Origin of the sequence: Cobetia sp. ICG0124, assembly GCF_004006355.1 — a bacterium.
In the GTDB taxonomy this organism is placed as follows: domain Bacteria; phylum Pseudomonadota; class Gammaproteobacteria; order Pseudomonadales; family Halomonadaceae; genus Cobetia; species Cobetia marina.
Genome location: NZ_CP024893.1, coordinates 3,033,715 through 3,047,406 on the forward strand (window position 1 = coordinate 3,033,715; position 13,692 = coordinate 3,047,406).

Sequence of the window (13,692 nt, forward strand, 5' to 3'; positions counted from 1 at the left end):
CCATGACGGCCCAGACAACGGCATCCCATCGATTGCGTGCGCATGAAGCACGCTGTCAGACCTGCTCGCTCAGCTCACTGTGTCTGCCGCTGGCACTGAACATGGAAGCCATCGACCAGTTCGACTCCATCATTCGGCGCCGCGCGCCGCTCAGAAAGGGCGAGGTTCTCTTCACCCAGGGCGAGCCCTTCGACTGCGTCTTCACGGTGCGCTCGGGCAGCCTGAAACAGATCAACACCGAGAACAGTGGCACGGAGCAGCTCACCGGTTTCTTTCTGCCCAGCGAGCTGGCTGGACTGGATGCCATCGACAGCAATGCCTACCCCGGCAGCGCCGTGGCACTCGAGACCACGACCGTGTGCGAGATTCCCTTCGATCGCCTCGATGCGCTTTCCGCCCAACTGCCGGAACTGCGCACCCAGCTGTTCAAGAGCCTGAGCAAGGAGCTGCATGAGGATCGTCGGATGATGATGCTGCTGTCGCGCAAGACGGCAGATGAGCGCCTGGCCAGCTTCCTGGTCAACCTCTCTCAGCGCTTCCGTCGCCGCGGCTATTCGCCATACAGTTTCCGTCTTTCCATGTCCCGCGCCGACATCGGCAATTACCTGGGACTGGCCGTGGAAACCATCAGCCGTATCCTGACGCGTTTCCAGGCTCAGGGGCTGGTGGATATCCAGGCCCGCGAGGTCCATATCCTGCACCTGGATGGCCTGATCGAGCTGGCAGAAGGAGAGTGTCAGGGCGGTCGCTGAACGCCCGTGATGCCATCCAGCGCAATGATGGTGACTTCCGGCAGCAGGCTGGCCGCCAGACCACTCACCTCGCTCAAGGCCTTCAATTCGCGGCGCACAGCATCATCCTCCAGCGTCTCCAGGCTACGCTCGTGGACAAGTTCCGGCGCCAGGCGCTCGCGCAGGCGGCGCATCAGCCCAATGCGCGCCTTCTCCGGTGAGGAAAGCTCTCCCGGTGTCCAGACGATATCGCTCGGGGCATCAAACTGGGGCGGCTTCTTGAACAGCAGCTTTTCCAGCCCAGAATCCACATCCTGATACCAGCTGTCATGCACTGCCTGACGCTCGCCGGCAGGCAGAAGCGCCAGCAGGTTGTTCTCGCCTTCCATGCGCAGGAAGTCCATGTACAGGCGCGTGGTCAGCTGGTGGCCGAGGTTGCCATAGACATCGAAGCCGGCCACCAGCAGGTAATGGATGCGCTCAAGCATCGGGTAATCGATCACCCAGGCCGTCTTGGGCACATTGCCGACCAGCCCTTTCATCACGGCGGCATTGTCGAAGTGACGATAGACCGTCAGGGCGGCATTGGGGTTGTGATCGCCACCCTCGCCCCCTTGCCAGCCGCTGCCGTCCCACAACAGCTGCATGTCGAGACGCAGATTGCCGTCCTCGTAGGCCTGCATCATCAGCTTTTGCTTGGCCTGCAGATAGGCCTGCTGCTTGCGCTCGAACTTGATCCACGAGGAGATGGGCAATGCATTGCTGCTCTGCTCGGCAGGCAGGCTGAGATTCTCGCCCTCCCGTGCCAGGGTGCGCTCGATCTGCGGCAGGCTGAACAGTGATGGATCGGTGAAACTGACCCAGAAGTGGTCATTGATGACGTCCACGGCCACCTGGCCACGACAGACCGGCCCCTTGATGAAGCCCATGATGGTGTTCTGCGATTCATCCAGCATGAAGCGGTAACGTGACTCGGCAGGGATCGCCTCGAACGTCAGGAAGGGATTGGACGCCGTCTTGAGGTCATAGCCAGGCAGGTCATCCACCGTATAGTCTGGCGCGAGGAACAGCGACTGCCAGCGCTCCAGGCGCGCGTCACTCAGCGAATAGGGCAGATGATTCTTGGCCAGGATCGTCGAGCGCTCCTGCCATAGACGGTAATAGACGCGAGGACGCCCGGCCTCGTCATGCGGCATGACGTCACGACCATCTCCGGGATAGGCCGCGTAGGGAGCGTCATAGGGGCGGCGCGAGGAGATGCGCTGGATGGGCTCGCCGGGCGGCGTACTGGAGCGCACCAGCGAGAAGAAGATCGGCCGGCCATTGGCTCCCTTGACCTCGGGGAAGTAGAGGTGCGTCAGGAACAGGTGCTCGTAGATGTAGCGACTCATCAGACGCTGCTTGAGGCTGTCACCATTGAGGAAGGCTTCCACCTGCTGAATCCGTGGCACCAGGGCCTCAGACACTGGGCGCACCTTGGTCATCGGCGAGCCCTGCGCCAACCAGTTGACCAGCGTACGGTGCTCCTCATCACTGATCTGCGGCAGCGCATACGGCATGCCCCAGTCCGGGTGATCTTCCACGAAGGCATCATAGCGCTCGATGGGCGCGCACACCTGACTGCGATTGAGCGACAGATCGAAGCGGTCTTCCGGCAGCAGGCCTTCCTCCGTCACCGGCAGGGGTTGCTTGCGCTTCTGGCTCAGCGAGCGGAACAGCACACTGCCTTCCAGATTGGCGAGCGCCGAGTCGTTGCGCTCGTTGAGCACCGGCGAGAAGTTCATGTCACGCCATTCAGCGGTGCTGTCGGCATCCTCGAACAGACGCGTCAGATTGGCCGCCAGCAAGCGGGTGCCGTCATAGACAGGGGCGGGATTGATACCGCGGTCGATCCCGGCCGCCGAGGACATCTTGAGCTGGCACGGGGCGTCATAGCAGCCATGGCAGACCACGCAACGCGTCTCGAGGATCGGCTTGACCTCATCTTCCCAATGCCTCCCCGCCAGACTATCGCCGGACACGACGCGATCGCGTGGCTCGGGCGTCCCGAAACGCGCATCCAGCTGATGCACGGTGACGGCGCTACATCCTCCCAGCAACAGGATGACGAGGATGCTCCAGCGCCAGCGCGGGGTATGCCACAGGCGTCGAAGGGAGTTCAGCATGCAAGGCTCCATAAGCAGAGTACGAGACCGATGGACGGATCGGCCATGAGGCAGGCGAGAAAAAACGGGCTCGCCCGAAAGGAAACCATCATGACCATGAAGAAGACCGTGACTGCCGCCACCTTTGCCGCTGCTGCCGCTGCACTGTTCTCCACCGCCGCCCTGACCTCCATGTCCGTGCAGGCGGCTGACAACGCCGTGAAGTGCTCCGGCATCAACTCCTGCAAGGGCACCTCCGAGTGCGCCACCGCCACCAGCGCCTGCAAGGGCCACAATGCCTGCAAGGGTCAGGGCTGGTCCTACACCGCAAGTGCCGAATCCTGTGTCGGCGCTGGCGGCGAAGTCATCCATGACGACAGCTTCCCGGAGTCACCAGCCTGCCACTGCCACCTCGGGTGCCGGTCAAGGGCTTGGGCTACGTCCTGAGTACTACCACGAGATTCTGACGACACTGCCGGATATCGATTGGTTCGAGGCCATCAGCGAGAACTACATGGGCCCCGGATTCATCGACTCCGACGGCGTCAGTGCCGGCGGCAAGCCGCTGCACTTCCTTGAGCGAGTCCGCGAGCACTACCCCATCGCCCTGCATGGCGTCTCGCTATCCATCGGTGGCAGCAATCCCATCGACACCCGCTATCTGCGCGAGCTGCGCGCACTGTGTGAGCGCATCGAACCGATGTGGGTCTCCGATCACCTGTGCTGGACCCGCACCGGCGCGCATCAATTCCATGACCTGCTGCCTCTGCCCTATACCGAGGCCACCATCACGCACCTGGCCGAGCGCATCGACCAGGTCCAGAACGCGCTCGGGCGCCAGCTATTGCTGGAAAACGTCTCCAGCTACCTGACCTGGCAGCCCGACGAGATGAGCGAATGGGAGTTTCTGGCCGAGGTCAGCCGCCGTGCCGATTGCCTGATCCTGCTCGACCTGAACAACGTCATCGTCTCCAGCCACAATCATGACTTCGATCCGCTGGCCTATCTGGATGCCATGCCGGCGGAGCGTGTCTGGCAGCACCATCTCGCCGGGCACATCAGGCAGGACGTATCTGGCGGTGAGCTGTGCATCGACACCCACGACCAACCCGTCCCGGATACCGTGTGGTCATTGTATGACGCCGCACGCGAGCGCTTCGGCGATGTTGCCACCATGATCGAGCGCGATGACAACTTCCCGCCATGGTCGGAGCTGATGGAAGAATATGCCGAGCTGCGTCGCCGCAGTGGTCGCCCGCTGGCCGACGGATCGCCGCGCCTTGACCCAGCTTCAGGACGCCACCGCCGCCTATCTGGCCGCGCCGTCACCCGACACCCGCAGCATCGCGGCACAGGCTGTCATCAGTGATGAGCTGGCCAGTGCCGAGGAGCGCCTTGGCATCTATGCCACGGCTTACCGCCTGCGCCTGTTCGATGTCTTCGGCGGTGATTTCGAGGCCGTGCACACCTTGATTGGCGATGATGCCTTCGGCTTGCTGTGTCGCGAGTACCTCAATGCCCATCCGCCGAGCCACTACTCGATCCGCTGGGCAGGCCAGCACTTTCCGGCCTTCGTGGCCGCGCGCGAACCCCGGCGTTCGCTGGTCACCGAGATGGCGGCCTTCGAATGGGCACTGGGGCTGGCACTGGATGCCGAGGAGATCGCGCCGCTCAGCGTCGAGACCCTGCAAGGGCTCGCCCCGCAAGACTGGCCGACGCTGAGACTGGCAGCCCATCCGTCACTGCATCACTTCGCCTTTCATTTCGATACGCCGGCCATCTGGAAATCCATCGACAATGACGAGCCGCCACGTGCGCCGGTCGAGAGCGACATCCCCACGCCATGGATCGTCTGGCGTCAGCCCACCGAGGGCGCACCCGAGGTGCACTATCGCTCTCTCGAGCCATTGGAAGCGCTGGTGCTCAACGCCATTCTCTCTGCCGGTGATGACGGCCTGAGCTTCGCCTCACTGGGAGAGTTGCTGGCCCCCGAAGTCGGCGCCGAGGCAGCGCCGGGCGCCGCCATCAACCTGCTGGTGCAATGGATACCGGCCGGCATGCTGATACGGCCCCCCCCTCCTGCAACAGACCGGACATGACAGCCAGCCAGGAAAGCCGGACAATACACGCCGATCACCCCCTTGGTGATCGGCTTTCGTCTTCCTGCTGCCGTGATGCCCATGCCCCCTTCTTCCCATGATCTGCCCTCCTGACCCGGCTCACGAGGCCGAGCCCATCTTGCCACTCGACATCCTGTTTCAGGATGACGTGCTGGTGGTGGTGCAGAAGCCTTCTGGCCTGCTGGTGCATCGCAGCCCCATCGACAAGCATGAGACGGAATTTCTGCTGCAGCGCCTGCGTGACCAGATCGGCATGCACGTCTTCCCGGTGCATCGTCTCGATCGCCCGACCTCCGGGCTGATGGTCTTCGGCCTCTCACCGGAAGCCGCCCGCAAGCTGAGCGCCGCCTTCGAGGAACAGCAGGTCAGCAAACGCTATCTGGCCGTGGTGCGTGGCGTCGCTCCCGAACAGGAACGCCTGGACTACGGCCTGCGCAAGGAAGAGGGTCGCCTGCCCAAGGCCCAGATGCCGGAGCAGGAAGCCATCACCGACATCCGCCGACTGGCGCAGGTCGAGCTGCCCGTCGCGATCGACCGCTACCCCCAGTCACGCTTCTCGCTGGTGGAGGCACGCCCCTTGACCGGCCGTCGACACCAGATTCGTCGGCACCTGTCGCGCCGTGGCTATCCCATCATCGGAGATGCCAGGCACGGCAAGGGCAACTACAATCGTTACTTCGCCTCGACCCTGGAATGTCCGCGTCTGCTGCTGGCGGCGGTCGGACTGGAACTGCCGCACCCCGAGGGTGGCTGGTTGCGTCTTTCATGCCCACCGGATGGCGCCTACGCTGCCCTGCTGGCGCGCTTTGGCTGGCTGGGGCATCTGCCGGAGCGCCATGCCATCCACCAGGCCGAACGCCCCGAAAGCGACCTGGCTGGCCGGCCCACAGACGACTTGCCCGAATGAAGGCACCGGCGGCGGACGATTACGACTTCCGTTTCGGCGGCATTCGTCGCCTCTACGGCGCCAGCGCCTTCGCCCACTTCCGTCACGCGCATGTCGCGGTGGTCGGTGTCGGCGGGGTCGGCAGCTGGAGCGCCGAGGCGCTGGCACGCTCCGGCATCGGCGAGATGACGCTGATCGACCTCGACGACGTCTGCGTCTCCAACGTCAATCGTCAGCTGCATGCGCTGGATGGCCAGATCGGCCGTCCCAAGGTCGAGGTGCTGGCCGAGCGCTGCCAGCTGATCGCACCGCAGATGAAGATTCACGCCATCTCGGCCTTCGTCACCCCGGACAACCTGGCCGAGCTGATCCACGATGAGCTGGATCACGTCATCGATGCCATCGACAGCGTGCCCGCCAAGACGGCGCTGATCGCCTGGTGCAAGCGTCGCAAGCTGGGGCTGACCGTGACGGGCGGTGCCGGTGGCCAGCTCGACCCGACACGCATCCAGATCGCGGATCTTGCCCGTACCGAGCAGGACCCGCTGCTGGCGCGCGTTCGCTCCCTGCTGCGCCGCGACTACCATTTCAGTCGCAATCTCAAGCGCCGTTTCGATGTCGAGTGCGTCTACTCCGACGAGCAGCTGACCTACCCCGGTGCCGATGGCGAGGTCTGCGCCACCAAACCCGGCGACAGCGCCACGCGTTTGGATTGCGCCGGCGGCTTCGGCGCCGCCACCTTCGTCACCGGCAGCTTCGGCTTCACCGCCAGTGCGCGCGCCCTGGCGCGCATCGCACGCCGCGGTGCCAAGGCCACGCCGGCCAACGCTCTCAAGCCCGCGCCCGACGCCTGATCGCGCCGGGCGACCGCGCCAACTGTCTTGCCCATCAAGGAAATCATCATGTCAGAGCTGCCTCCCATGCCGCCGCTGCCCGAGAATCGTCCCGTGCCGGGGCTCTACCGCCACTACAAGGGCGCGCAATACGAGGTGATCGGCACCAGTCGTCATAGCGAGACGGAAGAGCTGCTGGTGGTCTACCGCGCCCTCTACGGCGAATGTGGTCTGTGGGTGCGCCCACTGAGCATGTTCATGGAGAATGTCGAGATCCAGGGCGAGCCAGTGCCGCGTTTCGCGCTGGTCACGCAATGGTCCTGCTGAGCCTCGCCGGCCGGTGGCACCCATAAGCTGACCGACCGGACAGGTGCATGCCGCCTCTCAGGCTCGGTGCTATACTGCGCCGCTTGTTTTTCCAGACATACGCATTGAGCTGGCGGTGGCTGTGAGCTGGTTCATACCACGTCAAGAGCGGAGGAAGCATGAGCGCACTGGTTGGTGTCATCATGGGATCAAAATCGGATTGGGCGACCATGTGCCATACGGTCGAGACCCTGGAAGCCCTGGGGATCGAACACGAGGTCAAGGTCGTCTCTGCCCATCGCACGCCTGACCTGCTGTTCGATTATGCCGACACCGCTGCGGAGCGTGGTCTCGAGGTCATCATCGCCGGAGCCGGTGGCGCCGCCCACCTGCCGGGCATGTGTGCCGCCAAGACCTGGCTGCCGGTGCTGGGCGTGCCGGTGCAGTCCAGCATGCTGTCTGGCGTCGACTCTCTGCTCTCCATCGTGCAGATGCCCGCCGGCATCCCCACCGGCACCCTGGCCATCGGTCGTGCCGGTGCCGTGAATGCGGCGCTGCTGGCTGCCAGCCAGCTGGCCAACAAGTATCCGGCCATCCGCACGGCGCTCATCAACTTCCGCGCCGAGCAGACCGACCGCGTGCTGGACAATCCGGACCCGCGTCCCGATGCTCCCAGCCTGTCGCATGGAGGCCAGTGAATCATGAGCGAGCCGATCCGCTTCGGTATCGTCGGTGGTGGTCAGCTGGGTCGCATGCTGGCTCAGGCTGGTGCCGCCCTCAATGCCCGCTTCACCTTTCTTGATCCCGCCGACTCGCCCTGTGGCCGCGTGCATGGCCATCATCTGCGCGCCGACTGGCAGGATGACGCCGCTCTGACACAGCTGGTGGCGGCCTCCGATGCCATCACCTTCGAGTTCGAGAACGTGCCCGCCGACGCCGTCGAGCGCCTGGCGGCAGAGCGTCCGACCTATCCCCCGGCCGGCGCGCTGGATACCGCACGGGATCGCTGGAACGAGAAGTCGCTGTTCATGCGTCTGGGCATCGAGGTGCCGCCGCTGGCGCTGGTCGACAGCCAGGCCGATCTGGAAAGCGCGGTGGCCACCATCGGCCTGCCTGCCGTCCTCAAGACACGTACGCTGGGCTATGACGGCAAGGGTCAGAAGGTGCTGCGCGAGATGACGGACGTGGCCGACACCTTCGCCGAACTCGGCAGCGTGCCGCTGATTCTCGAAGGCTTCATCGCCTTCGATCACGAGGTCTCGGTGATCGCGGTACGCGGTCGTGACGGTGAGACACGCGCCTGGCCGCTCTCCCGCAATGAGCACCGCAGCGGCATCCTGCACTGCGCCACACCGCTGGCCGCGCATGACCTGCAGGCCGAGGCCGAAGCGGCTGCCTTCAAGGTGATGCACGAACTCGACTACGTGGGCGTGATGGCCTTCGAGTTCTTCGTGGTCAAGGAAGCGGACGGCAGCGAGCGCCTGCTGGCCAACGAGATCGCCCCGCGCGTGCACAACTCCGGTCACTGGAGCATCGAGGGCGCGGTCACCAGCCAGTTCGAGAACCATCTGCGCGCCGTCGCCGGCCTGCCGCTGGGCGAGACAGCCCTGCTGGCCCCCTGCGCGATGCTCAACATCATCGGGCGCATGCCAGAGCGCGATGCCGTGCTGGCCATTCCCGGTGCTCGCCTGCATGACTACGGCAAGGCACCGCGAGCCGGCCGCAAGATCGGTCACATCACGGTGCTGGCCGCCGACCAGGCCAGTCTCGACGCGCGCATCGCAGCCGTCGAGGCGCTGCTGGTCAATGACCTGGGCAAGTAAGCCGGTTCTGCGCCACTGAAGACAAAACGCCCCCGCTGCCGATGGCAGCGGGGGCGTTTTCGTTCCTGTCACGACCTGGAAAGCCGCGCCTGGAATCAGTCGATCTCGTGATGGATCTGCTTCTGCAGGTAGAGCTCGATACCGACCTTCTCGATCAGACCCAGCTCGGTCTCCAGGTGATCGATATGCTCTTCCTCGTCGTCGAGGATCTTGCGGAACAGATCACGTGAGGTGTAATCGCGGACCTGCTCGGCATAGGCGATCGCTTCTTTCAGATCACCATGTGCCTGGTGCTCCAGCGCCAGATCGCACTCGAGCATTTCCTTGGTGTTCTCGCCGATACGCAGCTTGCCGAGGTCCTGCAGGTTGGGCAGGCCTTCCATGAACAGGATGCGCTCGATCAGGGTGTCCGCATGACGCATCTCTTCGATGGACTCGTCATATTCCCACTTGGCCAGGCGCTTGAGCCCCCAGTCCTTGTACATGCGCGCATGCAGGAAGTACTGATTGATGGCTACCAGCTCGTTGCCCAGTATGGTGTTGAGATGCTCGATGATCTTGGGATCGCCTTTCATGTCGCCATTCCTCTCTTGTCCGGTCAGGTCCGGCAAGTATGGCGCAAAACCATGAATTTTTCGAGACATGACAACAAGTTATCGACTTTTAGGCGCAAATGGGAAAGATTGGTATCCGCGTTGTCATATGCAGACGGACACCGAGGTGCATCAGACCGCGTAGGCGAGATCGTCAGCCGGCATCATTTCGCGTGCCACGGCTTCACGGGTGATCGTCTTGGCCATGCAGGCACATTTTCCACATTGGGTCGCACACCCGGTCTGCTCGCGGACCTCACGGAAGCTGCGCGCCCCCTGCTCCACGACTTCACGGATCTTGTGGTCTGATACACCCTTGCACAGACAGACGTACATGGCTCACCTCGCTCACTCCAAGTGAGACAAATGTAAATGATTCGCAGAAAGATGCGCAACACCTGACTGCAAAAAATTCTCATTTGCATGACATATCAACCACTTGAAAAGCACATGAACAGGACACTGCAAGAGATTCCGTCGACGCCCTCCATCCTGACTCGGCCCATCGGCATGCCGATGATGGGCGACATGATGATGCCGTGACCGGCCCGAATCCGTCTGCTGTCCTGACCCAATGTCCGCATCCATCGCTACCGCCGAACATCACGCCGCCTCCCACCTGCCGCTCAATCTCGACGCCGTTCGCGATGCCGGCAGCTGCTTCGGGGACCATCACCGCCTGCCGCTCAATCCGCTGCTGCGCAATCTCTATCGCGAGGCGCGTCGCGAAGGCCTGGTGGACGAGAGCTGCAACGCACGTGAGTTGATGAGTCACATCGCACTGCCGCACGATCACGTCGTCACCCAGGAAATCTCCGATCGCGTCTGGCGCTACAACGTCGGTTACGCCAACAGTGAAAGCAGTGCCGAACAGGGCGACCTGAATGCTGCACTGGACTCGCTCAACGAGCGTACCCTCGATGAGCCACTGCCGGGCGCGCTGCATCGCCTTACCGAGGCCTGGCTGTACCTGCCCGGCGAGCTGGAAAGTCCGCGTCAGGCCAGCGCCGACGTCCTGTGGCTGGACAAGCAGGGCCGTGCCCGCTATCGCCTGGATCAGGCCCGTCACTGGTTCGCCACCCTGCGTGACGAAGCCGTCGAAGTGGACGACTGGCTGGCATGGCGCCTGACCCACCTGCCGCTGACCAGCGCACCGGTGCTGGACACGGTCAGTGCCTTCACACGCCTGGCCCGCCTCGACCACGACGGTCAGCGCCCCATCGGCCAGCTGCCCTTCGTGCGCTATCGTGATGGCGTGCGCTTCGAGGGCATGGGCAACGCGGTACTCGACCTGCCACGTGAGCTGCCGGAAACCGCGGCACAGGAAGACAGCCTGGTCGTGTCACGCGCCACGGTCGACCGCATCATCACGCGCCTCGATGGCCTGCTGGGCGTCTGATTCACGTCCTGCCCCCCTGACAAACACAACGCCCCGCCAGTCGATGACTGGCGGGGCGTTGTGTTTTCCGGCCGGGCCGTCACTCTCGGCTGGGCCTCGGCACCACCACCACGCGCGTGCCTGAGGCGATGTCGTGCCAGCTGCGGTGTTCAGGGTCCCATAGCTGCCAGAGATACCCCAGTCCACCGCATCCCAGCGAGAGACCGGCAACCAGAAAACGCAGCAGACACTGAGGCAGTGTCGGTGCGCAGCCTTCCGGCGTCTGCAGCCTCAGCCGCCAGGCCTGCATGCCCAACGTCATGCCACTTCGACTCCAGAAGTAGGCAAAGAAGGCGAACACCGCCACCAGCAGAAGCGAGCGGAACAATGGCGACTGATTGGCCTCTCCGCCATTCGCGGCCACCCCCACGAACCCCAGCACGATCAACAGCGCCACTACCAGAAAGGTGTCATACACCAATCCGCCCAGACGCCGCATCAGCCCGGCTGGGCGCACGCCCTGCTGCGCGAAGCAGCGCCGGGCCACCGGGCACCGTGCCCTAGCCACTGCGACGAATCAGCAGCAGGCCGATCACGTAACAGGCGATCGTGGGGGCCAGTACTGCCCAGATGGGCGCGAACCCGAAGACCACCGAGGCCGGCGCCAGCAGGTCCTGCAGGTATTTGAACAGCAGACCGACGATGATCCCGTAGAACACGCGCGTCCCGGCTGCCACGGTGCGCAACGGCCCGAACACGAAGGACGCTGCCACCAGCACCAGCGCTGCCAGCGTCAGCGGTTGCAGGATCTTCTGCCAGAAGTACAGCAATGGCTGGTTGGCGGACAGACCCTGCCCCTTCAGATAGCTGGCGTAGCGCCACAGATCAGAGGCGGATTGCTGCTTGGGTTCGGTGATCACCAGCTTGAGCAGGTCCGGCGTCAATCGGGTATCCCACTGGCGTGAGTCCTGCTGCTCGACACGCGTGGAGGCCACCTCGCCGCCTTCACGCTCGAAGACCGTGGTTTCCACCGCCTCCAGCGTCCAATGGTCGTCCTCCCAGACAGCACGCCGGGCGTACATGGCCTGCTTGAGCTCCTGATCATCATCGAATTGATAGCGGGTCACGTTGAGCACCACATCATCACTGCGGATCGAACCGAAGCGATAGAAGTTGTTGCCCTCACGCTGCCAGCCACCGCCTTCGGCATAGACGGCACCCGCCCCCTGCTGCTTCTCGGCGCGCCAGGCATCGGCCTGCATCTCGGTGACAGGCGCCACGTACTCTCCCACGGCCATGGTGATGGCGATCACCAGCCCGAGCGGCTTCATCACGCCCCACAGGATGCGCGTCAAGGAGCGGCCCGCCGCACGCATGATGGTCAGCTCATTGCTGGATGCCATGCTGCCCAGGCCGATCAAGGCCCCCAGCAGCACCCCTACCGGCACGAATTCGTAGAAACGTGACGGTAGCCTCATCAACAGGTAGAGCAAGACCTCAAGGGCACCGTAATCCCCCTCGACATCGCCCAGGTCATTGATATAGGTGATCATCAGGTCAAGCCCGAGGATCAGTACCTGTACCACCAGCATGGCCAGCAGCACGTTGCGCGCGATGTAACGGTCGAGACGATCAAGCAGCATCAGCGGCCACCTCCGCGGTTGTCGCGCCAGCTCAGCCAGAGGCCAAGCGCCAGATAGACGCCGTGAATGGGCCACAGGCCGATCGCGGCCGGATATTTGCCGGACGCGACGGCATTCTGAGCCGCGATCAGCAAGCTGAGGTAGGTGATATGCACGAAGATGGCCGGCAACAGACGCGCGAAGCGGCCCTGGCGCGGATTGACGCGTGCCAGTGGCAGACCGATCAGCATCAGGATCGGCACCATCAACGGCAGAGAGATACGCCATTGCAGCTGGGCCTGGGCTTCGGGCGTCTGCGTGGCCAACAGCTCTCGGGTGGAGACGAGTTCGATGTCATCCTTGAGGCTTGCCTCGCTCTGCCCCTCGCTGACCCGCACCGCATAACGCTCGAAGCCCAGTCGCTGTGAAGCCGACTTGCCCGGCTCCACCGCGTAGCGTGAGCCATCCGCCAGCACCAGATAGCGACTGCCGGTCTCCTCGCTGACGTCCTGGAAGGCGCGCTCGGCGCGCACCACCGACTGACTCGGTTCGCTGTCATCGCGGCGGGTGGCCCCGTCATTGCCACGCTCGGCGATGAAGACGTGCTTCAGTTCGCTGTTGTCGTCACTCATGCTCTCGGCATAGACGGTGCGATCGCCGATTTGCTGAAAACGTCCCGCGCCCAGCACCGAGAAGTCGGTCTTCTGCTTCTGAAGCTCCAGCAACATCTCGTTCTTCAGCGCGCCAGCCGGCGTCAGGTAGAGGCTGCAGGCCGCCACCAGAGCCGTGATCAGCAGTGCCGGCAGCAAGGTGACGCGCAGCAGACGCTCCGGGCCGACACCGCAGGCCACCAGCACGGTGATCTCACTGTTCATGTACAGCTGACCGAAGGCCAGCAGCACGGCCAGGAAGAAGGACAGCGGCAACAGCAGCTCGAAGAACCCCGGCAGGTGATAGAGCATCAGGCTGCCGAGAATCGAGGCCGGGAAGTCCCCCTCTGCCGCGTCACTGAAATAGCGGATGAATCGGCTGCCCATGATGACAAGCATCAACACCCCGGCCACCGCGGCCATGGTGGTGAGAATCTCGCGTGTCAGGTAGCGGAAGATGATCAAATGAAACTCCTGTTTCCCACTCGCAATCGAGCGTGTTGACCAGAACGATGATAGCCGGTGAAGACACGATACGGGACACATGAAGATGCACCATCCCTCATGCATGCCGAACCGCCTTTGCGTACACTGGCCCCTACTCGC

The 13,692-nt window shown here is 63.6% G+C and carries 16 protein-coding genes; 10 read left to right on the top strand and 6 right to left on the bottom strand.

Annotated features, from left to right (window positions below; genetic code table 11):
* Positions 1-2 precede the first annotated feature (2 nt).
* Positions 3-752 (top strand): fumarate/nitrate reduction transcriptional regulator Fnr, encoded by a 750-nt coding sequence (fnr, locus tag CU110_RS14120; RefSeq protein ID WP_077378772.1) that lies wholly within the window; start codon positions 3-5, stop codon positions 750-752.
* On the opposite strand, the gene CU110_RS14125 is transcribed toward fnr, so the two are convergent.
* Positions 737-2,896 carry a fatty acid cis/trans isomerase gene (locus tag CU110_RS14125; RefSeq protein WP_164850381.1) on the bottom strand — a complete coding sequence of 720 codons (2,160 nt, stop codon included), beginning with the start codon at positions 2,894-2,896 and terminating at the stop codon, positions 737-739. The genes fnr and CU110_RS14125 overlap by 16 nt on opposite strands.
* A gap of 90 nt (positions 2,897-2,986) precedes the next feature.
* Here CU110_RS14125 and CU110_RS17335 point away from each other — a divergent pair, with 90 nt between their 5' ends.
* The 8 genes from CU110_RS17335 to CU110_RS14165 all read left to right on the top strand — a co-directional run bounded on the left by CU110_RS17335 (position 2,987) and on the right by CU110_RS14165 (position 8,843).
* Positions 2,987-3,322: a hypothetical protein gene (locus tag CU110_RS17335; RefSeq protein WP_240665404.1), complete on the top strand. Its 336-nt coding sequence runs from the start codon at positions 2,987-2,989 to the stop codon at positions 3,320-3,322.
* Complete coding sequence (locus CU110_RS14135; protein WP_127736410.1) at positions 3,246-4,244, top strand: DUF692 domain-containing protein; 999 nt, start codon at positions 3,246-3,248, stop codon at positions 4,242-4,244. Before CU110_RS17335 ends, CU110_RS14135 begins: the two co-directional genes overlap by 77 nt.
* Complete coding sequence (locus CU110_RS14140; protein ID WP_127736413.1) at positions 4,156-4,974, top strand: DNA-binding domain-containing protein; 819 nt, start codon at positions 4,156-4,158, stop codon at positions 4,972-4,974. The genes CU110_RS14135 and CU110_RS14140 overlap by 89 nt, the downstream gene beginning before the upstream one ends.
* Positions 4,975-5,110: 136 nt before the next feature.
* Positions 5,111-5,902: a pseudouridine synthase gene (locus tag CU110_RS14145; protein ID WP_077379350.1), complete on the top strand. Its 792-nt coding sequence runs from the start codon at positions 5,111-5,113 to the stop codon at positions 5,900-5,902.
* Complete coding sequence (gene tcdA / locus CU110_RS14150; protein ID WP_127736416.1) at positions 5,899-6,735, top strand: tRNA cyclic N6-threonylcarbamoyladenosine(37) synthase TcdA; 837 nt, start codon at positions 5,899-5,901, stop codon at positions 6,733-6,735. The genes CU110_RS14145 and tcdA overlap by 4 nt, the downstream gene beginning before the upstream one ends.
* A 48-nt stretch (positions 6,736-6,783) precedes the next feature.
* Entirely contained in the window at positions 6,784-7,041 is a 258-nt protein-coding gene (locus tag CU110_RS14155; RefSeq protein ID WP_240499615.1) for a DUF1653 domain-containing protein, read from the top strand.
* 158 nt (positions 7,042-7,199) lie between these two features.
* On the top strand, positions 7,200-7,718 hold the full coding sequence (gene purE, locus CU110_RS14160; protein WP_077378762.1) for a 5-(carboxyamino)imidazole ribonucleotide mutase: 519 nt from the start codon (positions 7,200-7,202) through the stop codon (positions 7,716-7,718).
* A gap of 3 nt (positions 7,719-7,721) precedes the next feature.
* Positions 7,722-8,843, top strand: coding sequence for a 5-(carboxyamino)imidazole ribonucleotide synthase (locus tag CU110_RS14165; RefSeq protein ID WP_240499616.1), 1,122 nt, complete (start codon positions 7,722-7,724; stop codon positions 8,841-8,843).
* Between the two features lie 95 nt (positions 8,844-8,938).
* On the opposite strand, the gene bfr is transcribed toward CU110_RS14165, so the two are convergent.
* Together bfr and CU110_RS14175 are read right to left on the bottom strand one after the other, a co-directional pair.
* Positions 8,939-9,418, bottom strand: a complete 480-nt coding sequence (bfr, locus tag CU110_RS14170; protein ID WP_077378759.1) for a bacterioferritin — start codon at positions 9,416-9,418, stop codon at positions 8,939-8,941.
* A gap of 150 nt (positions 9,419-9,568) precedes the next feature.
* The gene (locus CU110_RS14175; protein WP_077378756.1) at positions 9,569-9,772 is read right to left on the bottom strand and encodes a bacterioferritin-associated ferredoxin; all 204 of its coding nucleotides are present in this window, start codon (positions 9,770-9,772) and stop codon (positions 9,569-9,571) included.
* 238 nt (positions 9,773-10,010) lie between these two features.
* Here CU110_RS14175 and CU110_RS14180 point away from each other — a divergent pair, with 238 nt between their 5' ends.
* Positions 10,011-10,835, top strand: coding sequence for a hypothetical protein (locus tag CU110_RS14180; protein ID WP_077378753.1), 825 nt, complete (start codon positions 10,011-10,013; stop codon positions 10,833-10,835).
* 79 nt (positions 10,836-10,914) lie between these two features.
* Here the strand turns inward: CU110_RS14180 and CU110_RS14185 are convergent, their stop codons facing one another.
* From CU110_RS14185 to lptF, 3 genes are read right to left on the bottom strand one after another with little or no spacing between them, the layout of a single operon-like run.
* Entirely contained in the window at positions 10,915-11,331 is a 417-nt protein-coding gene (locus CU110_RS14185; RefSeq protein WP_240665405.1) for an RDD family protein, read from the bottom strand.
* A gap of 43 nt (positions 11,332-11,374) precedes the next feature.
* Positions 11,375-12,457 carry an LPS export ABC transporter permease LptG gene (gene lptG, locus CU110_RS14190; RefSeq protein WP_077378750.1) on the bottom strand — a complete coding sequence of 361 codons (1,083 nt, stop codon included), beginning with the start codon at positions 12,455-12,457 and terminating at the stop codon, positions 11,375-11,377.
* A complete protein-coding gene (lptF, locus tag CU110_RS14195; RefSeq protein ID WP_169477242.1) occupies positions 12,457-13,551 on the bottom strand; it encodes an LPS export ABC transporter permease LptF in 1,095 nt (364 codons plus the stop codon). Before lptF ends, lptG begins: the two co-directional genes overlap by 1 nt.
* Between the last annotated feature and the right edge of the window lie 141 nt (positions 13,552-13,692).